We start from the raw sequence: 24,344 nt of genomic DNA, 5'->3' as shown, positions 1-24,344 counted from the left end.
TCGTCGAATTTTATAGTTATAAATCACGGAACAATTTCAAAAACAGTACCTTGGTTAAAATCAGTCACTTTCATAGAGCCGTAAGCCCCTAAATATAGTCTAGTTTGATCCAGATTTGTTCCCAAACTAACATAATAAGCTGATTGAGACCCAAAATTATAATCAGTTTCAATAACACTAAAATCATTTAGTTTACAATTTGTACTTACCTTGGTATAAGCTAAAACCCCTCTAACCGGAGGTCGAGATTCTTCTTTCTGGGCAAAATCTGTAAACACAACGCTTCCCGTTAAATTTGGGATTCCATTCCCCATATATGGCTGGAGTCCTGTAAGTGCAGTTCCTCCAAACTTATCGGGTCTGGGATCTGTATGAAAATAACTAGTTAAAGGCTGTAGACGCCTCACTGAAGTTTTTACTGTTTCATCGTAATAAGCAATTGTTTTCTCATTCAAAGGCGGATTCTCAGAGCAGCTCCTTATAAACGAAGTAGGAAAAGCACCTTCCCACCCCCGCCAACCAAAATTAATAAGTCCGTCTGGGGCAGGGTTAGATTCCATTAAAGAAGCTTGAATAAGCTGAGTAACCGGTATTGGTTTATAATGTACGAATGAAAAAATCGACTCTACCAAATCTTGTCCGACAATCCCTACATATTTGATATACTGATTATAAAACCTTTGAAATGAAATGCCTGTTATATTACGAACCCCTTTGGCAATTACCGTAAGCGTTTCCTGAATAGGTGCGGGAAGTTCATTAAAACGCGTGACTACGGGTGGATTATTGATAAATGTATTCTTAGCTACATCAATTTCAATTATTTTACCGAATATTTCCATATTATCCTGACTTAAATTAAATGGATCATATCCTGCTCCACCATCACCAGTTGTTAAAACAAGTTTTCCGGTTTCAGGTGAAAAGTTTAAGCTATTTACACCATTATGATTAAAAAATGGTCTTCTTATGTTAAGTAATGTCCGTCGTTTTTGAGGTTGACCATTCGATTGTAAAATCCATTCTTCAACTGTATCAATATGATCATACCCCGTTTCTCTATTTGTCCACCTTAGGTTTAAAGTTCTGGGATCACACGGGTTAGGCTTAAAATGTTCAGAAAGAGCACCTGGACCTTGTGTTCCAGCTACTGAATAATGAAGATAAAACAGACCGTTATAATAAAATTTTGGATGAAATGCTAGCCCTAGCAATCCCCGTTCATCATATCCACTACCAGAAACACCTTCCTCAGAAGTACCTAATTTTATGACTCGGGGGCGAATATCTAAAAAAGTCTTTATAACTCCGTCTCCTATGTAAAAGATCTCTCCTACCTGGGTTGCGATAAATAATCTTTCAATTGAGTCACCCGGAAGTATAGCTGTTTTCAAAACAGTGGGTAAATTTATCTTACTTACAATGGGGCGTAAACGAACCTTAACTTTTATCAACTAATTTTACACTCCTTCTTATAGTTTTCTTTTATAAGAATATGATTAGAATTGTGCTATTAGTATCAAATTAGGGACGGGGAATTAGGGGAATTTCCTTTTCATATTGGTCCGTTTTTGGTAGGTTCTATATGGATATTAAGATGGACATATGGAAATTTCAAACTGTTTATATTACTCAACGCAATTGTAGATGGTGTTTTTACTGTATGGATTTCAGTACATTACTGAAAGTAAAAGGGAATTTACTTAATAATATTGTGAATGAATCACTTAAAGTAACGGGTGCTTATCTTCAATAAGATCTTCCACAACTGGGCGCTTTAATAGGGTAACGAAAAAAGCCCAATTTCTTAATATTAATACTAAGAAGTTGGGCTTTTAATATTGGAATTTCTTAACGTTGTAAATCCGTATTTTCCTGACGCTACACGAAATGATTGGATATTTGGATATCATTTCGTGTAGCGTCATTTATCTTGTAAAATGGGGATTTTCTTCCTTTGAATTTGCGACAATTATGGTCGTGTAAATACATTGATAAAAATGAGAAACTGTGTTAAATTTATATAGATGCACCAATAATGGATTTTTATATAAATTATCCCTATTTTAATTATACATCATAAAATCCTTTTTAGTCAACTCCTATTTTTATTTTTTTAAAGGAGTGTTTGATATGAATATGGAACTTCGCCAGGAGCAAGAACGAGTGGACAGCGTAATTGGTTGATTAGATGAACAATTTTTGTCATATGATTCGTCTTGGTATTGAGCGATAAATGGGAGGGAAAGAAATGAAACCATATGTACTAGAGTTTCGGGAAATCGATAAAACGAGACAAATGTTGGTCGGTGGCAAAGGCATGAATTTGGGGAAACTATCGAAGATTCATGGAATACAAGTGCCAGAAGGATTTTGTGTTACCACTGAGGCTTATAAAAGAGTCATTGGGAAAAATGTGGAGCTTCATCAATTACTGGATCAACTAACACTGTTAAAAGTAGGGGATCGAGATCAAATTGGTGAAATCAGCAGGAAGATTCGGAAAATCATTATGGAAGTAGAGATTCCTTCCGATGTTGTGAAAGCTGTTGCTTACTCTCTCTCTCAGTTTGGCGATGAACATGCTTATGCAGTGCGTTCCAGTGCAACTGCTGAAGATTTACCATATGCCTCTTTTGCCGGTCAGCAAGACACCTATTTAAATATCATCGGAAAAGAATCCATTTTGCGGCACATCAGCAAATGTTGGGCTTCCCTATTTACGGATCGTGCCGTGATTTACCGTATGCAAAACGGATTTGACCACAGCAAAGTGTATTTATCCGTTATCATTCAACGGATGGTGTTCCCACAGGCTTCAGGAATTTTATTTACTGCTGATCCGATTACTTCCAATCGAAAGGTGCTATCCATCGATGCTAGCTTTGGACTAGGAGAAGCACTTGTCTCCGGCTTAGTATCTGCCGATTGCTATAAGGTGCAAGAAGAAAAGATCATCGATAAAATGATTGCAACCAAAAAACTAGCAATCTATGCCTTAAAAGAAGGAGGCACAGAGACTCAGCAGATTGATCACGATCAGCAAAAGACTCAAACACTTACTGAACAACAAATTTTACAACTAGCACGCACAGGAAGACAGATCGAAGCTTATTTTGGTTGCCCACAAGATATCGAATGGTGTTTGGCTGATGATACATTTTACATTGTCCAGAGTCGTCCAATCACGACTCTTTTCCCCATCCCTGAAGCGAATGATCAAGAAAATCACGTTTATGTATCTGTCGGTCACCAACAAATGATGACCGATCCCATAAAACCACTGGGATTGTCATTTTTCCTGTTAACGACTCCTGCTCCTATGCGTAAAGCTGGTGGGAGGTTGTTTGTTGATGTCACACATCAACTGGCTTCATCTATCAATAGAAACATTTTATTAAATGCCATGGGACAACACGATCCGCTCATGAAAGACGCACTTATGAACATCATTGATCGAGGAAATTTTATAAAATCGTTACCAAATGATAATAAAGCACCAAATCCCAGAAGAGGCAATACAGATATGCTGGCACAAATCGAAAACAATCCATCAATCGTTTCTGTTTTGATTAAGCGTAGTCAAACATCCATAGAAGAGTTAAAACAAAATATCCAAATGAAATCAGGATCAGATTTATTTGATTTTATTCTAGAAGATATTCAGGAATTAAAGAAGATTTTATTTGATCCACAAAGTTCAGCTGTATTTATGGCAGCTATGGATGCTTCAACATGGGTCAATGAAAAAATGAACAAGTGGTTAGGTGAAAAAAACGCAGCAGATACGCTTTCTCAATCTGTACAAAACAATATTACTTCGGAAATGGGTCTGGCGCTATTGGATGTCGCAGATGTGATTCGTCCATATCCAGAAGTAATTGATTATTTACAACATGTAAAAGATGATAACTTTTTGGATGAACTGATTAAGTTTGTTGGTGGACGGGAAGCCCAAGACGCTATCTATGCTTATCTCAACAAATACGGAATGAGATGTGCTGGAGAAATCGATATTACTAGAAGTCGTTGGAGCGAACAACCAACTACACTTGTCCCCATGATTCTGGGTAACATCAAAAACTTTGAGCCGAATGCTAGCAAGCGGAAATTTGAGCAAGGGCGACAAGAAGCTTTGAAAAAAGAACAAGAGTTATTAGATCGATTGAAGCAATTACCGGATGGTGAACAAAAAGCCAAAGAAACAAAACGAATGATTGATCTAATCCGGAATTTCATCGGTTATCGGGAGTATCCAAAATACGGCATGATTAATCGCTATTTCGTTTATAAGCAGGCTTTGATGAAAGAAGCCGAACAGCTTGTACAAGCCAAAGTTATTCGTAAAAAAGAAGATATATACTATCTTACTTTTGAGGAACTTCGCGAAGTTGTAGGTACAAACAAACTGAATTACCAGATCATCAGCAAACGAAAAGAAGAGTACAAACTATATGAAAAACTAACTCCCCCACGTGTTATCACGTCTGATGGTGAAATCATTGCAGGTGAATATAAACGGGAACACCTGCCATCTAATGCTATTGTAGGTCTACCTGTTTCTTCCGGTGTTATCGAAGGAAGAGCACGTGTCATCTTAAATATGGAAAATGCGAATTTAGAAGAGGGAGATATATTGATTACCGCCTTTACCGACCCTAGCTGGACACCGCTGTTTGTATCTATCAAAGGCTTGGTTACGGAAGTAGGTGGTTTGATGACCCATGGTGCTGTCATTGCCCGAGAATACGGTCTTCCAGCAGTTGTAGGTGTGGAGAATGCTACGAAGCTGATCAAGGATGGACAAAGGATTAGAGTGAATGGAACAGAAGGGTATATAGAAATACTATAATTCATTACATTTAAACCATAAAAGAAGAGAATTCGAATTAGGAGAATCGTTGACAACACGGTGCTTTACGGTCAATTGTAAGAACCCGGTCACTAGGACATATAAGGGGGCAGTAACTGAAAATCGATATTAATGTCTGTTAAGATTATCTTGAAATCGAGTCTTCTGTTAAAGGGTGCTTTAATTGAGAAAGAATCACAAAAATTATCAAACTTTTTTATAAAAGGATGATTCAATTGAATATAAAAAAAGCGTGTTTTAATCAATTTTTTTCAAAACACGCTTTTTCTATTTTTACACTTACACCACATATGATAGTCTGATAATAACAATATTATCCAATAAGGGGACTGAATTAAGGCTCTATAAGTAATAAAATAACAAATATAAGGGAGAAGGATTATCGCATGAAAAAAGTATTGTTTCTTGTTTATCCGCAATATGCTGATTTTGAAATAGCTCACGCATTATTTTTGCTTAGAAAAGTGGGTAAAGCAAAAATTACTACTGTTTCCGTAGATGGTAAACCAGTAGAGAGTATTGGTGGATTATGGACTCAAGCTGAAGCGTCTTTGCCTGAAATTAGAGTAGATGAGTTTGATTTAATTCTTATTTCTGGAGGAGACGGAGTTCGTGAAATACTAGATGAAGGTATTGTTAGTAATATGTTAATGAGTGCTTTTAATTCAAATATTCCTATTGCCTCTATATGTGCTTCTGCAATCTTGTTAGCGAAAGCAGGTATACTTAACGGTAGAAAATTTACGTGCCTTCAAAATACATATGAGAATCATAAATCACTTTTTGAAAGATCAATATATACAGGAACAGATATTGAAGTGGAAAACACAGTAATAACCGCAAAAGGTACTGCGTTCGCAGAGTTTGCAGTAGCTGTATGTCAACTAATGGGTTTGTTGAACGAGAAAGAAAAATTAGATTCAACATTAAAGTTTTGTAAGGGAATAACCTCTTAATTTAACAATCTTTTAAGTAGAATATTAACAATAAAAATTAACAAATCCTAAAAATAAAGAAGAAACAGGGGGATAGATAGGATGGTAAATCATTTTTCAATCATAAATATCATTTTTAGTATTCTCTTTTTCGGTTTAATCATATTATTTTTTGTTTCACTTGGAGCGTTTATACGATCTCGACTCGTCAATCAATCTGGTCAAAGAGCTTCTTTAGTTGAAATTGAAAAGAAATTGGATAAAATTATTGGGATGTTAGAAGAGAAAGAAAAAAATTAATATTTTCAATTATACAAGCGAAAGAATATCTTAAAATTAGAAAAGAACAAGAAATGTGGATGACCCATGTTTCTTGTTCTTAATAATAACAAATATATTGAACATAAATGTTATCTGAGTATTTAATTTATAATAGTATTATATAATTCTAGAGCTTCTTTTACATTCAATCCATTCTTTACGATGCCATGAATAGATTGAATCATAGCAACTGGATGATCGGATTGCCAAATATTCCGTCCCATATCTACACCGATTGCGCCTTCTTGCAGTGCGTTGTATGTAATTGTTAGCACTGCTTCTATTGTATCTAATTTTGGTCCTCCAGCAATAACGACTGGGGCAGGACATGTACTTGTGATTTTCTCAAAGCCTTCACAGTAATACGTTTTAATAATATCAGCGCCCATTTCAACACATACACGTGAAGCTAGTGCTAAAAAGCGTGCTTCTCGTTTTTGAAGTTCTTTTGCTACTGCAGTAATTCCTAATACGGGCAAACCGTAATCATGCGCTTCAGATACAACATTGGCAAGGTTTGTTACAGTTTGTGTTTCATAATCAGATCCAACAAAGACAGATACGCCAACTCCAGCCACGTTATGACGCAGTGCCTCTTTTATTGGAGTAACAATTGTTTCATTAGCAAGATCCTTTCCAACTACAGTGGCGCCACCTGACACACGAAGGACCATTGGAGTTTTACAATCTTCCGGTATACAAGAATTAAGAATACCGCGAGTTAAAAATAGGGAATCTGTGTATGGGAGTAAGCTTTTTACTGTTTCATGAGGCTGTTCTAAACCGTGAATTGGTCCTAAAAAGTATCCGTGATCAACTGCCAACATAACTGCTTTTCCGCCAGGTAAAATAGTATTTAAGCGATTTTGAAATCCCCAAGTCATAGGATATCACTCCTTAATTACATTTTGGATTTTCTGTTTGCACAGTATCTTTTTCTTGCAAATGAGGCGATTTAATAAAGAGCGCTTTAAAATTTTGAGAAGAACGATTGATGAGATAGTGAGATTCATGGGGACGAACTTGTAAGACATCGCCTTGTTTAATAGGAACTTTTACATGATTAATATAGAAATCTATTTCACCTTCTAATGCATAAAAAATTTCTTCACAAGTTGTATGATAATGGTTTTGAAAATCTTGCCCTGGTTTAATGACGACAACACCTATATCAATATTAGGCCCCTTCACTAAGTATTTTGGTCCATTATCACCGAAGCGATAAGAAAAATCTTCTTCATTTACTTTTAGCATGTTTTTCACTCCTTTATGTAACAGTTTACAGAGCACCAGGTGCAATCCACATATGAGAAGTAAACCCTTGATCAGCTAATTGTAGTTGCTGCTGGTATACAATTTTCCAGTTTTGATATAATTCTTGATACTGTTGATGATTTTCGATATTTGGTATATAAGTTGTCTCCCATTTTACAAATTGTTCAGAAACGGCCTCCATTGAATGATAAATACCAGCACCAACTCCCGCAACTATTGCTGTTCCTAAAGCAGCAGCTTCTTTCACTATTGGTACTTTTACAGGAACGCCTAATACATCAGCTACAATTTGACACCATAGCTTTCCTTTTGAAGCCCCCCCAGCAAAAACTACTTCTCTTGGGAACTGTCCTGTTAATTCTTCAATTAATTTTAAATTTCCATATGTTACAAAAGCAGCATTTTCTTCAATTGCTCGAAACATTTCCTTCTTCCCACATTGTTCAGAATCTAAGCTTAAATTTATAAAAGAGGGAGATGCATGGCGCCAAGAAATATAGTTCATGACATTAGAAAAAATCGGAATGATACCGTGTGATCCAACTGGGACATGCTTTGCTTGTTCCTCTAATAATTCGTAAGCATCGATACCTAGTTCTTTTGCTCGTTGTTTTTCTTCTTGACAGAAAGCGTCCCGAAACCAGCGCATAACAAGGCCCGGAAAAAAGGCAATTGTTTCGTATTGCCAAAGTGTAGGAAGAACGTGACAATTTACACGAATACGAGCGTTTGGATCAGGTACAGGATGGTTTACATTTACTTCTTGTTGCCAAAAACTTCCTCCGCAAATGAATGTTTGCCCGCTTTTGACAACTCCAGAACCGAGAGAAGCCATTTGCGCATCTCCACCTCCAGTAACAACAGGCGTTCCCTCGAATAATCCAGTTTCTGCTGCACCTTGTTTTGTTACGTTTCCAATAAGAGTTCCGGCTTCATTTATTTGTGGTGAGAGAACAGAGGAGAGTCTGCATTGGGTTGCTAATTCTGGAGCCCAATTTCTAGTTTGTAAATTGAAAATTCCCGTTGTACATCCATTGGAAGGGTCAACTTGTAATACGCCGCACAATTTATATAAAATCCAGTCATTTAACATGGTAATAGAATGTACTTTCTTATAAATCTCTGGTTGGTGTTTTGCAATCCATCGTAACCTTGGTAATGCACCTAGAGCGAACGTTTGCCCTGATATTGTATATACATCCTGTTCAATGTGAGGGTGTATTTGTTTCAGTTGTGTAACTTCAGCAGCAGCACGGTTATCAACATTTGCACACGCCCAAATTTCAGTTCCACCTTTGTCATATAAAACAAATCCTTCACGCATACTTGTTGCACTAATTCCTTGAATAGAAGAAGGGGGAATCCCACTTGTTTGCAGTATATCTTTTGTACAGTCTTGAATAAGCTTCCAGTTTTCCTTTACGTCAAAATCCATTGAGCCCGGGTATCGTGGGTTTTCTATGTGAACCCATTCTCGTTGACTAACAGCAAGTTGATTACCTTGTAAATCAAATAAAACAGCTCGGATACTACCAGTTCCGGCATCATAAGCTAATAGAGCAGCCATTATATTCCACTCTCCTTTTCCAATAAAGAAAGGGCAGTTTCTTCATCGATAATCAATGTATGAATGTACCTGCCTTTCAATGCTCCGTAAATTGCATCAACTTTTTGTCTTCCACCAGCTACTCCAACAACATGCCTCATATTTCGAAGTATAGAAAGAGGCGTACCAATGAGTCGTTTATGATGAGATAAATTTAGAATATCTCCATGAATGTTGTAGAATTGTCCAAGGATATCGCCAACACCATTTTGATTCCGAATGCATGTCATTTCACGAAGAGTCATTTTTTCTTCTTTCAAAATAGTTGCATCAGGAGATAGTCCGCCGATTCCAACAACAGCAGTATTTGCAAATGATGCAACATGTAATATGTCTTTCACAGATGGTTCTGAAAGTATACTGTTCGCCATTTCGTTCGTAGAAGCTAAAAATGGCGAAGGGATAATATGGAGCTGTCCATGTACTTGATTGAGATAATTTTGTTTTTTAGGGAGGTAATAATTTACTCCGCCAGTTAGTGTAACAATAGAAAGATTCATAGATGAATCGAAATTGATATTTTCTAATGTTTTTGAGATTGTTTCTCCCCAGCCAATACCAAGTAGGTCGCCGTTTTGCAAATGCGTTTCTAAATATTGTGCTGCTGCTTTTCCGAGTGAATCAGAAAGATTTTCTTTTGGCGTTGGAATAATGAAAGCATCTATTAGTTGAAATGCTTTTACAAGTTCTCTTTCTATACTTAAACAGTGTAAACCAGTACCTTTAATATGAAATGTAACGATTCCCTCAGTTCGAGCCTTCTCTAATAAACGGACAACTTTGTTCCGAGATATATGTAGTAATGAGGCGATTTCTTGTTGGGTAAGATGATCTTTGTAATAGTACCAAGCAGCTTTTGTTAACAAGTTTTCTTCAAAGTTCAACTGTGTCATGCTTTTCATCCTTTCAACAAATGACCGATGTTTAAACATATGTAAGTATATTTTTATTTATACCGTCTGTAATGGGAGATTTACTTGAGAAAAAATAAGTTCTAGATATGAGGAAAAGGATATACAATGCTACAAAACAAGTAGAGCAAAAAATTAACGCCTGAAAAATTGTTTCCTATTAAAGGTAGGTGAAAGAAGCTTGGAACAAGTTCCTTTATTGGAAGTTAAAAATGTAAAAAAAGCATTCTTACAGCAACCTGTGCTAAAAGGAATCGATTTAACAGTAAAGAAAGGGGATATTTTTGCATTAGTTGGTGGTAACGGGGCTGGAAAGTCAACGTTAATGAAGATATTGACAGGATTGTACACGTATGATGAAGGAGAAATCAAAATAAAAGGGAGGTCTGTTACATTTTCTAGTCCATCTGAAGCTCATCGAAACGGTATTTATTTAGTTCCGCAAGAACCGCTTATTTTTCCTAATATGACTATTGAAGAAAATATTCTATTAGGTATGAGGCAAAGCAAAAGAGAGCTTCGGACGAAACTAGATGTACTCATGAGACAACTTGGCTGGGATCTAAAGCTTGGTGAACGTGCTTCATTGTTGTCTATTGCACAGCAGCAATTAGTAGAAATAGTTAGAGGATTAATAAGAGAGGCAGAGATTCTTATTTTAGATGAACCTACATCGACGTTAACAGCCAATGAAATTAAGAGTCTATTTGTTGTGATGAAAAACTTGAAAGAACAAGGAATTGGCATGATTTATATTACGCATAGGTTTCCGGAGATTTTTGCAATCGCAGATCAGGTAGCTATTTTACGAGACGGTGTAATTTCTAACCAAGGTAATGTAAATGAATTTACTTACGATATCCTATTACAGGGACTTCTACCAGAAGGTTACCAGCAAATTCAAAAGCGAGAGAGTTTAAATAACAGGGCAGCGTCGTTAAAGCAAGTGTTACAAGTAAGTCATTTATCTAGTCATAGATTTCGAGATATTTCATTAGAAGTAAAAGCAGGAGAGATTGTTGGAATTGCTGGTGTTGTGGGAGCGGGAAGAACGGAATTAGCTGAAGTATTATATGGTATTACATCTGCAACAGAAGGGAACGTTCTATTAGACGGGAATGAAATTACAACGTGGTCAACAAAAAAGAGAATTGATGCAGGAATTATATATGTACCTGAAGACCGAGCGGGGCATGGGATTTTTCCAATTGCTTCTGTACAACAAAATATGACCTCTGTTCTCTTGTATCGTTTAAGTATATTTTTTTTAAATCAAGAAAAAGAAAGCGCTTTAACGCGTGGGTATATTAAAAATTTTCGAATTATGGTTCACGATATAAATCAGAGCATAGAGTCTTTATCGGGAGGAAATCAACAAAAAGTAGTGTTAGGGAAATATCTTGCTTGTCAGCCTAAGCTCATTATTTTAGATGAACCAACGCGTGGCATCGATGCAAAAGCAAGGTTAGAAATATATGACACGATTAAAGAACTAAGAGAAAATGGTTTAGCGGTATTGTTGATCTCCTCAGATTTAGAAGAAATTATGAATTTAGCAAATCGTGTGTATGTAATGCGAAATGGTAATATCGTTTCACATTTAGAACAGGAAGACATTTCATTGGATCGCATTACACGTTCTGCTTATGGGGGAGAGGAGGTTTCAAATGAATGAAACATGTTACATATATATTGAAAATGCGTGAAACCTCTATTGTAGGGCTGTTATTTCTTTATATTATCTTTGTTAGTGTAATGAACAAAGATTTTCTTCAATTTGATTCTTTTTCGATTATTTTAAAATCAAGTCTTATCCTAATCATTCTCGCAATTGGTCAATCATTTGTACTATTCACAAAAAATATTGATGTTTCGGTAGGATCAATAATGGGTTTATGTGCTGCTTTATGTGGAATGTTTTTGACGGGTGGAAATAATGCTTTTAGTGCAATTATAATTACACTTTTGCTCGGTGCGTTTATTGGAATTATAAATGGCGTAGGTGTAACAAAGTTTCATGTTCCAGCAATTATTATGACGTTAGGAATGCTTGGTATTATTCGAGGTTTGATGATTATATATACAGAAGGAAAATGGATCGAAGATATTCCCAATGACTATAAAAAATTATCTTCCGTAACATGGTTAGGGATTCCGATAACAGTTTGGTTCATCGGAATATTATTAATAGCTGCTTATCTTTTCCTAACGAAGATGTCGTTCGGAAGATATTTTTATGCGGTAGGAGATAACAAAGAAGGTGCAAGACTGATTGGGATTCCGGTATCGTTTGTGCAAATTTTAGCCTTTATGATTTCAGGCATTACTGCTGCAATTGCTGGATGTCTATTTGTTATGAATATTGGGTTTGTACCGAATCAAACAGGAACAGGAATTGAACTGCAAGTAATCGCTGCTGCGGTGCTTGGTGGTATTCGTTTAAAAGGTGGTACGGGATCAGTTTTTGGTGCAGCTTTAGGCGCATTGTTTTTAGAGGTGATTAGTAGTTCATTAGTATACCTAAAAATCCCAGCCTTTTGGAACAACGCAATTTCAGGATTTTTATTATTACTTATTATTATTCTTGATAGCGTAGTACAGAAATGGAGGAAACAGAGGCAGAGGGAGGTGGAAGTATGAAGTCTATTCAATGGCTCTTTCGCTGGGAGGGAGCACTCCTTCTTTTGTTATGTATGGAGTTTACCGCTTTTAGCTTATTAAATGCAGATTTTTTTAATATAGGGAATTTATTGTTTAGTATTAATGATTTTATTTTTATTACAATCGCCGCGATACCGATGACATTTGTCATTATTACGGGAGGAATCGATGTTTCAGTTGGTGCAGTTATGGGGCTTACATCTATTCTTATCGGTGTATTGTGGATAAATGGGGTATCTATTGTCATTGCTGTAATAATTGCTCTTATCATAAGCGTATTAGCTGGTTTTTTGAACGGTGTTATTATTCAAATGACATCTGTTGAACCGTTAGTTGTAACTTTAGGAACAATGTTTTTATATTCGGGTATCGCTCTTGTAATTTCGGGTGGTTCTAAAGTAACTGGATATGAAGGAATTAGCGGATTGCCAGATTCATATGTTCAGTTTGCAAATGGGATATTTTTAGGGATTCCTAATTTATTTTGGTTACTTCTTATTATGACTGTTATATTCTCTATTCTGCTGCGCTATACAAAATATGGTCGGTATGTAATTTTAATAGGCATGAATGAAAAAGCAGCTAAATATTCTGGAATTCAAACGAAGCGAATTGTTATTTTAGCATATATGCTTTCTGGTTTAGGCGGTGGATTAGGTGGAATATTTCTAACGGCTTACTTTGGTTCAGCTCGAGCGGATTTAGGAAATGAAGCAATTTTACCAGTCATTACAGCAGTTGTATTAGGCGGTGCTCTTATTACTGGTGGAAAAGGAAGTATAGTAGGAACTGTTCTTGCCAGTATTGTTATTGGAATTATGCAATATGGGTTGCAGATGACAGGATTAACAAATGAGCAATCTAATGTTGTAATCGGTTTTATTTTAATTCTTTCTGTTATGGTACGCCATTCCAAGATAAGATATTTCTTTATCAAAAAAATTGTTTCACATAGGGAGGAAACAACATGAAAAAGAAGCTAAGTGTATTCATCGTTTTATTGGTGTTTGTTGTTTCTATGATGGCATGTGCAAATACAAAATCAGATGGAAAAAAATCAAAAGATGTGAAATTCGCCTTTATTCCCAAATTAACTGGAGTTGGTTTCTTTACATCGGGTGGAGAAGGCGCAAAAGAAATGGCGGATAAGCTCGGTGTAAATTTAAAATACGATGGACCTTCTGAGGCAAGTGTATCAGGGCAGGTAAAATATATTAATAACTTTATTAATCAAAACTATGATGCGATTATGGTTTCATCTACTTCTGTTGACGGTTTATCACAAGCTTTGCAACGGGCAAAGAAAAAGGGAATTACAGTATTAACATGGGATTCTGACGTTAATCCGAAAGATCGCTCTTTCTATATTAGTCAAGGAACACCAGAACAATTGGCCAATTTGCTTATTCAAATGACTGCTTCGCAAATTGGTGATAAAGGAAAAGTAGCATTCTTCTATTCTAGTCCAACAGTAACAGATCAGAATCAATGGGTTACAAAAGCGAAAGCAATTATAAAAGAAAAATATCCGAATTGGGAAATTGTGACTACCCAGTATGGTGAAAATAATGCTCAAAAATCACTAGCAATAGGTGAAAGTATTTTGAAAACCTATCCAGATATTAATGCAGTCATTTGTCCTGATGCAACTGCATTACCAGCAATGGCACAAGCCGCAGAAAATTTAAAAGTGGATAAGAAAGTCGTTGTGACTGGCTTTTCAACACCTAATGTTATGCGTGATTACGTAAAACGCGGAACAGTTCAACAGTTTGGCTTGTGGGATGTAAAACAACAAGGTGCACTTGCAACCTATGTTGCAAATGAAATGGTTGTAAAGGGTAAAAAATTAAAAGTCGGTGACAACTTTGAAGTTCCTGGTATTGGAAAAGTGAAAGTGGAACCAAATTCAATTCAAGGATACGATTATGAAGCAGAAGGAAATGGAATTATTGTATTGCCAGAACGGGTTGTGTTTACAAAGGATAACATTGAAAAATATAATTTTTAATAGAGTGTTTATAAAGAAAAATTAATTATAATGATGAATATTTTCAAATGAAGAGCAACCTAATATGGTTGCTCTTTTTTATGAAATAAAAATAAAACTTTTTTGAAAATCGAGAGAATATAGAGTGAAAGCTTTGAGAAAGGAGCCCTGATGTGAGTGAAGTAGAATTACAAGAATGGTTGCAGCAAATGATTGTTGTCCAAAGGGAAAAATAGTTGAAGACTGAAAAAGCGGGGGCTAGATATAGAAACAAAAGGCTCTGTTAAACTAAAATGTTGATAAGTGAATATGAACAATGATTGTCTAAATTTTACAGTCATTGTTCAAATAATGTAATCCGTTGGTTGAATATACGTATTACATTATTTTTCTAAATCCTTTCTAATTGTTTCTTTCCATTTATTGATGTTGTTTATTGTATTTTTCTCTCCACCACTATATAAATCCTCAATTGTCATTGACCATCTTCTATATATACGTTTTCTTTTATGGTTTGGCAGTGGATTGGTTATTTTACCTACTTTTGAAACGAGTTCCCTATTTTTTCTAAGAATATAACTAGTATCCCAATTATTATCATAAGCTCCAGTGAATAAGCTTATCAAATGATTATATCCATCTTTAGTATAGTTAGATGGGTGTTGAATCATATAACAAGAAACAAGCCAAAAATGTAAATCATATAATTTAGGGTCGTTATGCTCCCAAACCAGTGGGAATTGAAACATCTCATAACAGGAAAGTCCATCTATTTCATTTGCTCCACATTCAATACATTTACCAGATTCCATTATTGTATTATTGTCAACCATTGTAGTTAAATCCTCCACTGATATACTTGTTCTTTTTGGATATGCGGTAATTTATCAATTTGCTTTAGTAGATTACTAAATGCTTTGCTCATTCTTGCTTCCTCCACGAATGTTTGTTCTTATAACAATTATACTAAGGATTCGGGAATGTATTAAATATCAACACTATACTTTAACAGAGCCTATCATAAAAACGGACAATATTTTATCGCCATTTTTACCTTTGATTGTCCCAAAAGTATGATTCTCATTTATTCTTTAGATTGTTATGTTTGCTCATGAGGTTCTCGGTATATTCAATAGATTTTCCTCTAGGAACAGAAAGACATTCCCATTTTTCATTTTTAAGTAACTTTCCTACGTATACAATTTGGCCAATATGATAGGAATAATGTGATATTTGCCTTTCAATGGCTTCAATTACAGAATGAGCCTCTCCGCGTATATGAATTGTCTTTTCTAAATCGTTTTCTTTCAAACTATTCAATGTTGTAAATAAAACTTCCCATCCCTGATTCCACGCCTCATATAAGGCTGCTTTAGAGGGAAATTCCCCAGTAAATTCATCATCACGGTTTCTAGTTGATTTTTCCCCATCTGTTGTTAAAAAATCAGTCCATCTAGAAAGCATGTTTCCCCATATATGTTTGATGATAATGGCGATACTATTAGATTCTTCATTCGGATATATATGGAGTTCTTCGTAACTTAATTGATCCATAGCATCTTCGCCTAACTTTTTCATAGACTGAAATGTTTTTAATATACAGCGTAAATACTCTTTTTCAATTCCCATTATAAACACCTTCCTAAAAAATACTTTTTATAAAGGATTCGATACTTAGCTGTTTTAACCTTTTATCTCAATGAAGTGGAATATAAAGTTCTTAACAACCCTTAATTTCATAAGGAAGGGTTAAATCATTAAAAGTCGAATACAGTAATGTTGCAAGAGAGGAGTAATCATATGTTATTTCAACAAGGAGAGCTATCTACTCGATACATAACGGAGGATGATGTTCAAACATTATCAAACTGGTTATCAAATCCTGAAGTTTTACGTTTTTATGAAGGGCGAGACAAACCACAATCAGTAGAACAAGTTGGAGAGCGTTATATAAGTAGTTCTGAAGGTAAAGAGAAAAAGTGTATTGTGGAATATAAAGACCGAGCTATTGGCTATGTACAAATGTATCCTTTAGATGCAGAGTGGAAAGCGTTATATGGATATGGTAAGAAAAAGAATGTATGGGGAATGGACCAATTTATTGGAGAAACAGCATACTGGAACCGAGGAATTGGTACAGAGCTTGTGCAGGCTGCAATTACATATATCAGTAACGAATTAGGTGCAGTCACAATTGCGATGGATCCAAGGGTAAGTAATGAACGAGCAATTCGTTGTTATGAAAAGTGTGGTTTTCAAAAAGTAAAAGTTTTGAAAGAGCATGAATTACATGAAGGAGTATTGGAAGATTGTTGGATGATGGAGTATAAAAAGAAGGGAGAATTTGCTGATGAAACGAGCACTTGTAGTAATTGATGTGCAAGAAGGAATGTATACAGTAGGTATCCCTGTACATAATGGCTCTAGCTTATTACAAAATTTGCAGGAGGTAATTCAGAAATGTCGTTCGCATGAAATTCCTGTTATTTATGTGCAACATAATGGATCTAAGGGTCATCCATTAGAAAAAGGAACAGCAGGTTGGCACATTCATTCTAAAATTACTCCGATGTCAAATGAGGTTGTAGTGGAAAAAGAAACACCTGATTCTTTTCATGAAACGAACCTTCGGGAAGTTTTGCAAGAAAAAGGAATTGAACATCTTTATATTTGTGGATTGCAAACCGAATATTGTGTAGATACAACCGTTCGCCGTGCCTTTAGTGAAGGGTATAAAGTAACACTCATTCATGGTGCACATAGTACGTTTGATTCAGAGCAATTACGTGCAGAAGATATCATTCAGCACCACAATAAAGTGTTAGCCTGGTTTGCGAATATAGTAAATGTTCAAGATTTAAAGTTAAATTAGAAAAATAATAACTAGGAGGTTTCCGCTATGACAGCTTTCTTTAAACCTATGGCGTTCCAGCTGAAAACCGAACGACTTGATCTGAGTATGTGGGAGGAATCCGATGCAGCCTGGTTGAGAAAACTAATTGGTGAACGTGGTGTGGACATGCCGACTCTTGACGCCGCCCGTAGCCGGATTATCGAGATGCGCAAGAGAGCAGTCGAAAATGGCATTTCCCTTCTCACTATTCGCCGCCGAAACGAAGGCGATTTCATCGGATACTGTGGCTTGATTATCGGTCGTTCCACACTTGAAGAGCCAGAGATCGCATATGAGTTGTTCCGCAGCGTTCACCGTAAAGGCTATGCGACTGAGGCAGCATCCGTGGTCCTGGACGCTGCGATTGCTACGGGGCGCAACAGGCTTTGGTCGACTGTAGGCGCTTGGAATGCTGCGTCCTTCCGAGTGCTAGAAAAGATAGGATTTGAGCGGCACCACAGCACGTGGGACGAGCGCGGCGAGATAGTTTGGAACTTACGCGATCTTTAGAGATTTCGAACTGATCCGAAACTATGGAAAAGGAGAAAAGGTCATTGCTTTAGGGGAGAATCCAGATACAGGTAAAAGGACTGGTTTATAACCCAAATAGTGACAAACTATAACCAATACGGAGCATTTACTCCTGCTGAAGCAGTGACAAAAAAGGTGACTGGACAAAAAATCTTATTGCATTAACTGAGTACTTATCTTGAATAAGATTTAAGCGACGATCTTCCACAATCGGGTGCGATTGTAGAACAACATAGGTAGAAATGATCAAACTTTTTTATAAAAACCAAGCTTAAATCTGCTTAGAAGAATCCATTTTGATCAATCTTTTTTCAAAATGGATTCTGTTTATTTATCGTAAAATTTAGGATTGCGAGGTATTTTTGATCAAACTTTTTTTTCAAAGCTACATAAATCCCTAGAAATGATGGCTTATTTATGAGTAAATTTAGTTTTTCATTAAGTCCTTACACAGTTTTTCTCGCCGAAATTAGTCAATGTCATGCACAGTTAAAAAGTAGGAGGAGTAATTGCAAAAATTACTACTGCTTTCTCTTTATACGGATTTTCCCATTTATGCTTCATATAAGATGGGATTTTTACACTATCACCTGTGTATAAAGTTAATGTTTCTTGATTTAAATATAGAGTAACAGTTCCCTCTAAAACAAAGGCGATTTCTTCACCTTTATGCTCTAGTAGTTTTTCGGAAGAAGAGGCTTGAGGTAATAAAGTCATAAGAGCAAGTTCAAGAGCTCCAGTTAAATCGGGAGATAGTAGTTCATATGACAAATTTTCAGTTTCAGGAAAGCTAATTTTTTTTCGTTGATTGGCTCTTACAACTAAGCTTTGAGCACTGGTATCTTCCAAAAAGAAATTAAACATAGGAATATTTAATGCGTTAGATATTAATTTAAGGGTTTGCAGGGATGGGTTTGCAGATCCTTTTTCGATTTGACTTAACATAGAAGGTGTGACATTGACGAGTGTTGCCAGTTCTCGACTACTCAAGCCTTGTGCCTTTCGGTATTCTGCTATTTTTTGTCCGACATTTATATCATTCATGTTGATTCTCCTTGTATATGAATTACTATAGGGTTTGTTAAATATAATTAAAATTTATTAATATATATTTAATTTATTTTATTTGTGTGTTAAATTTAGTTTAATTATAATAAATAAAATTAAATTTTAAAATGTTAACATCAAACTCTAATATTAATTTAATAAGGATAAAGAAGGGAGAATATACAAATGAAGAAATTTGATAGTGCAGATATACAAAATTTGAAAGACAAGCACCCATTACTAAATCAACTTGTTTTAACGGAAGAAGTATTTTGGGTTAATCCAAATAAAGAAGGTTTTGAAACAGGTATAAAAAAAGCTCCTCTTACTACAGATGATGTAAAGGATGCAGAGGAAAGGTTAAAACGATTTGCACCGTATATTGCGAAAGCTTTCCCTGAGACAAAAGATACGGGTGGAATCATTGAATCTCCTTTAGTGGCAACTCCTTCTATGAAACAACATCTAGAAGAAGAGTATGAGCAACATATCGTAGGTGAATTGTTACTAAAATGTGATAGTCAGCTTCCGATATCAGGATCTATTAAAGCAAGAGGTGGCATTTACGAAGTTCTTAAACATGCGGAAGATTTAGCTCTGGAACATCATTTATTAAATAAACAAGATGATTATTCCATTTTAGATAGTGATCAATTCCGTACGTTCTTCTCACAATATTCAATCGCAGTAGGTTCAACTGGGAATTTAGGGCTTAGTATTGGCATTATGAGTGCAAAATTAGGATTTAATGTGACAGTTCATATGTCGGCTGATGCAAAACAGTGGAAAAAAGATTTACTTCGAAGTAAAAATGTTACAGTTATTGAGTATGCAGCAGATTATAGTAAAGCAGTAGAAGAAGGAAGAAGACAAGCAGAAGCGGACGCTATGTGTTATTTCGTTGATGATGAGAATTCAAAAAATCTGTTTCTTGGATATGCTGTAGCTGCTTCTCGCTTGCAAAAGCAACTGCAGGATCAAAATATTATTGTTGATGCTGACCATCCGTTATTTGTTTATTTACCATGCGGTGTCGGGGGAGGTCCTGGCGGCGTAGCATTTGGTTTAAAATTATTGTTTGGTGATCATGTACATTGCTTCTTTGCGGAACCAACTCATTCTCCATGTATGCTAATTGGTTTACTGACAGGCCTTCACGATGAAATTTCCGTCCAAGACTTTGGTATTGATAATGTTACAGAAGCTGATGGTCTTGCGGTAGGAAGAGCATCGGGATTTGTAGGAAAAGTAATTGAACCGTTGCTAAGTGGATGTTACACAGTTAGTGATCAAGAATTATATAGACTATTAAAAGCTTTTGTCGATACAGAAGGAATCAAGTTAGAGCCGTCAGCATTGGCAAGTGTATACGGGCCGGTTCAATTGTTTAAACAACAGCAATATATACAAGAAAATTATCTGCAAGAAAAAATGAAGCAAGCAACGCATATCATGTGGGGAACAGGTGGAGGAATGGTTCCACCTCACATTATGGAAGAATATTATAAAAAAGGGTAAATAACTTATAAAATCAAGAAGAGTTTTTAATTAATTTTTATTGTAGATTAAAGTAACTTATTTGTATGAGTACATCACTTATCTAAAGTGGTGTACTTTTTGTTTTTATAAGTTTCTTTATGGTTTCATATATTGCCATAACAAAACTGTAGCAATAGTGATTTACCGTAACATCAGTTTCAGTTATAATAAAATTGTTTGTAAAATTTAGAAAATTCATACTGGTAAGGAGGAATTAATTTGAATACAACTCAACTATCTGAACGATTTAAGAACTTTGCCCAAATTGAATGTAGAGGTTCAAGTGAACTGTATGAGTATTTATCTATAAAAATTTCAGAGGATGATGAATTGATAGAGTTATGCATGAATTCCCGAGAAGGACAACCAGTTCCTAATTTATTTTTAGGGGCTGTTCATTATCTTTTGTTAAAAGGAAAAGAACATGTTTTAAAAGAGTATTATCCAAGTATTACTAAGAATCCAAGAGGAATAGATGGTTCTTTTATTCATTTTAAGGATTTTTGCCAAATGTATAGAGACGAAATTATTTCTCTTTTAAAGAGTAGGTTAGTACAGACTAATGAAGTAAGACGCTCTGCGTATCTGTATCCAATTTTTTGTTATATTTATGGTGTTGTAAAGAAACCGTTATCACTAATAGAAATTGGAACAAGTGCTGGTCTGCAATTGTTATGGGACAAGTATAGTTATTCATATGGAGCAAATGAGATTTATGGAGATAAAGACTCAAATGTCCATATAACATCTGAAATAAAAGGAAATCATACGCCGTCATTTCTCTTAGCTAGTCCTCCAGTAGCTTCAAAGGTAGGATTAGACTTACATATTAGTGACTTAAACAATTCAGAAGATTATTTATGGTTAAAGTCGCTTATTTGGCCTGAACATGAAGAAAGGTTAGCACTTTTTGAAAGTGCAGCTAAATGTTTTATCGAGAATCTAGTAAAACTTATAGAAGGAGATGGAGTGGCATTACTTACAGAAGTTGCAGAAAAACTTCCAAATGATACTGCTATTTGTATTTTTCATACTCACGTTGCAAATCAAATACCAGAAGATTCTAAGTATGAACTAATAGAAAAAATAAAAACGATTGGTAGTAAAAGAGATGTTTTTCATCTTTATAACAATATGTGGGATCGAAAACTGCATCTTGATTATTTTTTAAATGGTATAGAATATAATCAAACTGTCGGAGAAACAGATGGGCATGGAAGATGGTTTGAGTGGAACTTGAAGGGAAGAGTTAACTAAGGAAGGTATGGACGTAATTTTCCGGATTAAAATTTAAATTAATTAGTACTGATGACTATAACATAAGGTAACCCCAAAAGTGATTCTGTGTAAGAAAACTTTTGGGGTTATTTTTGATAAAGAGAGCTATCCTTTTTTTCTGCTTTGTACGTGATGAGGAACTGTTATGCCGGAAAAATTTTTCCGTCAATTTGATACTCTGTTATAACGGTAACATCTTTAAATGTGAACGAAATTCAACAAATAAAATACGTTAAATAATTGTATTGATTATAGTAAAAAAACTTGGTATGGTTATACATTGTTATAGCTAATATGGGAAAAAGAAAAGGAAAGCGAAATCAAGATAAGGTTGATATTCTACTCTAGAGGATTTTAAAGGAACGTTGCTTTTGTATAAATAGAATATTAACTATACAATGAATATTTTCAATATAAGGTACAAGGAGATAATAATATGAAAGACAAACTAAGTACGATCCCCTCATTATCTTCAAACTCTGTTTATTTGGGTGTTTTGCTAGCTGTAGTTGGAGGCTTTTTAGATGCTTACACTTTCATTAGTAGGGACGGAGTATTCGCCAATGCACAGACAGGAAATGTAGTACTACTCGCTATAAGAGCAGCTAATGGAGAGTGGAAACATGCTTTACTTTATATCCCGCCTATTTTAGCTTTTATATTAGGTGTTTTAATATCAGAAGTAGTAAAGATTCCTCATATAAGGCATTTATTACATAGTTATAGACGCTCTATTCTTATACTAGAATGTATTGTCTTAATCATTGTAGGTATCTTACCAAAAAGTATACCTAACATAGTGGTAACAGTATGTATTTCATTTGTATCATCTTTACAGATCTCTACTTTTAATAAACTAGACAAGTGGGCCTACAGTTCAACGATGACAACAGGTAATCTTCGAATTGCAACGCAGGCAGCATATTTAGCATTCAAAGAACATGATCAGGAAGAGAAAAAACGATTTAAAGAATTTCTTGTTATCATTTTTTCTTTTATATTAGGCGTGCTGTTAGGGACTTTTTCCACCACTCATATAGGGATCAAATCTATTTGGATTGCATCCGGAATTTTAGTGATTGCTCTTATTTTGTATCATAAAGATAAAGGTTATTGGAGAAAATCCGTAACGTCGAAATAAAAAAATTTGAAAAATGCTGCTTTGATAATCCCTCATGTGGAGTGCAACGCGTAGGTAACATTTAAATCGTAGATCGGTAAAGAATTCCCTCAAATTGATAAAAAATCCTGAGAATATTATTACACGACGACACATGTTTTTTAATAATGTAGTTTTAAGGTGTATCAACAATTTGGTTGATACACCTACTTTTTATGAATTTTCCGTCCTTTCATTTTGAATTTAAGGTCAGTGCCTACTGACGACTATAACCTATTGCAATTCAAAAAGTGATCCTGTGAGAGATCACTTTTTTGTTATCTTTGATAGAATATTATCGTAAAAAGCTGTGTGAAATGTATTATTTCTGTTTTTTTGCATCTGTAACATTCTGTTCTTCAGCAAACTCTGTTCCATAAGCAAGCGATCGATGGAAATTAACACCTTTTCTTTCGCGTGTTTGCTCAGTTGAAATACGGCTTAGTAAATAACGATGAACAAAGACTTCTGCTACTGTAACTACAATTGCTGATAAAATACTTCCCCAAGCAATTTGCATATAATTATCTAGAAGTACGCTGCCGAAAATCCATACACTCATATAAGTGAAAAGAAAATCAACCATGATTGCAGCAGTATTTCCTGCACGTGGTAAGACGATTAGATCTCCTAACATATACGAGGCAATTGTGATAAATAGACTAAAGGAAAAGATGTCAACGATTGTTGCATCAAAGAAAAAATCCAAGCCAATTGCAAAAGCAATCATGCAGGATACAAATTTTAAAAGCAGAATAGTAATATGATTCATCATTTGAACCTCTCTTTTTCTATTTAGTTTGAATGAAAAAAGGGAGTTTATACATGGAATTTTAAAGTTCAAATTGTAAGGTGTTTATATACCTAAATAGGAGTGAGATAATGACTCAATTATTAATCAATCCGATGTTCTTAGTACTCATTTTGTTTCCAGTTATTACGGTAATTTTAAGTGCAATCGCTTATGTAAGGTTTAAAAAATTGTTTGTTATGCCTTTAATCATATTTTTGCTTTCATTAGTCTTTATGATTGTGTATGCAAATGAATCATTTCTCTTTTGGGTAATTGCATATCCAGTGTTATCAATATTAGTTGGGCTTTTGTTCAAATATATTTTGTCTAAATGAATGTAGTGATTTGAACTGCTGTTTAACTTTAAGTTGAAGGGTTTTTGAATGAACTGAAAGGAAAATGAAATATTATTCTACAAAGGTAGAACTGATTTTTAAAAGTAAAAATTTTTATTACCTTTCATTTATCTGAATGTTAAAAAAACACAAAAAATGTTATATTAAAAAGAGAAAATTAACATTTTTAGGTAAGG

Annotated in this window: 23 protein-coding genes; 14 read left to right on the top strand and 9 right to left on the bottom strand. The window is 35.1% G+C overall.

Annotation, left to right across the window (positions count from 1 at the left end; all coding sequences use genetic code 11):
• Positions 1–23: 23 nt before the first annotated feature.
• A complete protein-coding gene (locus AB1284_RS11195; protein ID WP_429749375.1) occupies positions 24–1,454 on the bottom strand; it encodes a PQQ-dependent sugar dehydrogenase in 1,431 nt (476 codons plus the stop codon).
• A gap of 797 nt (positions 1,455–2,251) precedes the next feature.
• Between AB1284_RS11195 and ppsA the strand changes: the two genes are divergently transcribed.
• The 3 genes from ppsA (at position 2,252) to AB1284_RS11180 (ending at position 6,108) form a co-directional block, all read left to right on the top strand.
• On the top strand, positions 2,252–4,852 hold the full coding sequence (gene ppsA / locus AB1284_RS11190; RefSeq protein ID WP_429749376.1) for a phosphoenolpyruvate synthase: 2,601 nt from the start codon (positions 2,252–2,254) through the stop codon (positions 4,850–4,852).
• Between the two features lie 407 nt (positions 4,853–5,259).
• Positions 5,260–5,829 carry a DJ-1/PfpI family protein gene (locus AB1284_RS11185; protein WP_429749377.1) on the top strand — a complete coding sequence of 190 codons (570 nt, stop codon included), beginning with the start codon at positions 5,260–5,262 and terminating at the stop codon, positions 5,827–5,829.
• Between the two features lie 81 nt (positions 5,830–5,910).
• A complete protein-coding gene (locus AB1284_RS11180; RefSeq protein WP_429749378.1) occupies positions 5,911–6,108 on the top strand; it encodes a DUF4083 family protein in 198 nt (65 codons plus the stop codon).
• A 122-nt stretch (positions 6,109–6,230) separates the two neighbouring features.
• Here the strand turns inward: AB1284_RS11180 and lsrF are convergent, their stop codons facing one another.
• The 4 genes from lsrF to AB1284_RS11160 are packed head-to-tail and all read right to left on the bottom strand — an operon-like array spanning position 6,231 to position 9,903.
• Entirely contained in the window at positions 6,231–7,013 is a 783-nt protein-coding gene (lsrF, locus tag AB1284_RS11175; RefSeq protein ID WP_429749379.1) for a 3-hydroxy-5-phosphonooxypentane-2,4-dione thiolase, read from the bottom strand.
• A gap of 13 nt (positions 7,014–7,026) precedes the next feature.
• Positions 7,027–7,383: a cupin domain-containing protein gene (locus AB1284_RS11170; protein WP_098307047.1), complete on the bottom strand. Its 357-nt coding sequence runs from the start codon at positions 7,381–7,383 to the stop codon at positions 7,027–7,029.
• 25 nt (positions 7,384–7,408) lie between these two features.
• The gene (gene lsrK, locus AB1284_RS11165; RefSeq protein ID WP_429749380.1) at positions 7,409–8,971 is read right to left on the bottom strand and encodes an autoinducer-2 kinase; all 1,563 of its coding nucleotides are present in this window, start codon (positions 8,969–8,971) and stop codon (positions 7,409–7,411) included.
• On the bottom strand, positions 8,971–9,903 hold the full coding sequence (locus tag AB1284_RS11160; RefSeq protein ID WP_429749382.1) for a sugar-binding transcriptional regulator: 933 nt from the start codon (positions 9,901–9,903) through the stop codon (positions 8,971–8,973). Before AB1284_RS11160 ends, lsrK begins: the two co-directional genes overlap by 1 nt.
• Before the next feature lie 199 nt (positions 9,904–10,102).
• On the opposite strand from AB1284_RS11160, the gene AB1284_RS11155 reads away from it, so the two are divergent.
• The 4 genes from AB1284_RS11155 to lsrB are packed head-to-tail and all read left to right on the top strand — an operon-like array spanning position 10,103 to position 14,593.
• The gene (locus AB1284_RS11155) at positions 10,103–11,596 is read left to right on the top strand and encodes a sugar ABC transporter ATP-binding protein (RefSeq protein ID WP_429749383.1); all 1,494 of its coding nucleotides are present in this window, start codon (positions 10,103–10,105) and stop codon (positions 11,594–11,596) included.
• Complete coding sequence (locus AB1284_RS11150; protein WP_429749385.1) at positions 11,593–12,561, top strand: ABC transporter permease subunit; 969 nt, start codon at positions 11,593–11,595, stop codon at positions 12,559–12,561. Before AB1284_RS11155 ends, AB1284_RS11150 begins: the two co-directional genes overlap by 4 nt.
• The gene (locus tag AB1284_RS11145; RefSeq protein WP_429749386.1) at positions 12,558–13,553 is read left to right on the top strand and encodes an ABC transporter permease; all 996 of its coding nucleotides are present in this window, start codon (positions 12,558–12,560) and stop codon (positions 13,551–13,553) included. Before AB1284_RS11150 ends, AB1284_RS11145 begins: the two co-directional genes overlap by 4 nt.
• A gap of 47 nt (positions 13,554–13,600) precedes the next feature.
• Entirely contained in the window at positions 13,601–14,593 is a 993-nt protein-coding gene (gene lsrB, locus AB1284_RS11140) for an autoinducer 2 ABC transporter substrate-binding protein LsrB (protein WP_429754291.1), read from the top strand.
• 362 nt (positions 14,594–14,955) lie between these two features.
• On the opposite strand, the gene AB1284_RS11135 is transcribed toward lsrB, so the two are convergent.
• Positions 14,956–15,405, bottom strand: coding sequence for a DUF5946 family protein (locus AB1284_RS11135; protein WP_429749388.1), 450 nt, complete (start codon positions 15,403–15,405; stop codon positions 14,956–14,958).
• Between the two features lie 247 nt (positions 15,406–15,652).
• Positions 15,653–16,201, bottom strand: coding sequence for a DUF1572 family protein (locus AB1284_RS11130; protein ID WP_429749389.1), 549 nt, complete (start codon positions 16,199–16,201; stop codon positions 15,653–15,655).
• A 171-nt stretch (positions 16,202–16,372) separates the two neighbouring features.
• Here AB1284_RS11130 and AB1284_RS11125 point away from each other — a divergent pair, with 171 nt between their 5' ends.
• From AB1284_RS11125 to AB1284_RS11115, 3 genes are read left to right on the top strand one after another with little or no spacing between them, the layout of a single operon-like run.
• The gene (locus AB1284_RS11125; RefSeq protein ID WP_429749390.1) at positions 16,373–16,948 is read left to right on the top strand and encodes a GNAT family N-acetyltransferase; all 576 of its coding nucleotides are present in this window, start codon (positions 16,373–16,375) and stop codon (positions 16,946–16,948) included.
• A complete protein-coding gene (locus tag AB1284_RS11120) occupies positions 16,923–17,444 on the top strand; it encodes a cysteine hydrolase family protein (protein WP_429749391.1) in 522 nt (173 codons plus the stop codon). Before AB1284_RS11125 ends, AB1284_RS11120 begins: the two co-directional genes overlap by 26 nt.
• A 27-nt stretch (positions 17,445–17,471) precedes the next feature.
• Positions 17,472–17,975 carry a GNAT family N-acetyltransferase gene (locus tag AB1284_RS11115; RefSeq protein ID WP_429749392.1) on the top strand — a complete coding sequence of 168 codons (504 nt, stop codon included), beginning with the start codon at positions 17,472–17,474 and terminating at the stop codon, positions 17,973–17,975.
• A gap of 510 nt (positions 17,976–18,485) precedes the next feature.
• On the opposite strand, the gene AB1284_RS11110 is transcribed toward AB1284_RS11115, so the two are convergent.
• Positions 18,486–19,040: a helix-turn-helix domain-containing protein gene (locus AB1284_RS11110; RefSeq protein ID WP_429749393.1), complete on the bottom strand. Its 555-nt coding sequence runs from the start codon at positions 19,038–19,040 to the stop codon at positions 18,486–18,488.
• A gap of 189 nt (positions 19,041–19,229) precedes the next feature.
• Between AB1284_RS11110 and AB1284_RS11105 the strand changes: the two genes are divergently transcribed.
• The 3 genes from AB1284_RS11105 (at position 19,230) to AB1284_RS11095 (ending at position 23,001) form a co-directional block, all read left to right on the top strand.
• On the top strand, positions 19,230–20,561 hold the full coding sequence (locus tag AB1284_RS11105) for a D-serine ammonia-lyase (RefSeq protein WP_429749395.1): 1,332 nt from the start codon (positions 19,230–19,232) through the stop codon (positions 20,559–20,561).
• 240 nt (positions 20,562–20,801) lie between these two features.
• The gene (locus AB1284_RS11100) at positions 20,802–21,839 is read left to right on the top strand and encodes a DUF2332 domain-containing protein (protein ID WP_429749397.1); all 1,038 of its coding nucleotides are present in this window, start codon (positions 20,802–20,804) and stop codon (positions 21,837–21,839) included.
• Between the two features lie 457 nt (positions 21,840–22,296).
• Positions 22,297–23,001, top strand: coding sequence for a YoaK family protein (locus AB1284_RS11095; RefSeq protein WP_429749398.1), 705 nt, complete (start codon positions 22,297–22,299; stop codon positions 22,999–23,001).
• 340 nt (positions 23,002–23,341) lie between these two features.
• Here the strand turns inward: AB1284_RS11095 and AB1284_RS11090 are convergent, their stop codons facing one another.
• Complete coding sequence (locus tag AB1284_RS11090; protein WP_429754292.1) at positions 23,342–23,791, bottom strand: YndM family protein; 450 nt, start codon at positions 23,789–23,791, stop codon at positions 23,342–23,344.
• 110 nt (positions 23,792–23,901) lie between these two features.
• Here AB1284_RS11090 and AB1284_RS11085 point away from each other — a divergent pair, with 110 nt between their 5' ends.
• Positions 23,902–24,147: a DUF2651 family protein gene (locus tag AB1284_RS11085; protein ID WP_429749400.1), complete on the top strand. Its 246-nt coding sequence runs from the start codon at positions 23,902–23,904 to the stop codon at positions 24,145–24,147.
• Positions 24,148–24,344 lie beyond the last annotated feature (197 nt).

This window comes from Bacillus sp. S2(2024) (genome assembly GCF_050474045.1).
Lineage (GTDB): Bacteria > Bacillota > Bacilli > Bacillales > Bacillaceae_G > Bacillus_A > Bacillus_A yunxiaonensis.
The sequence above is the reverse complement of the archived record's forward strand: the minus strand, read 5'-3'. Positions and strand labels throughout refer to the sequence as shown.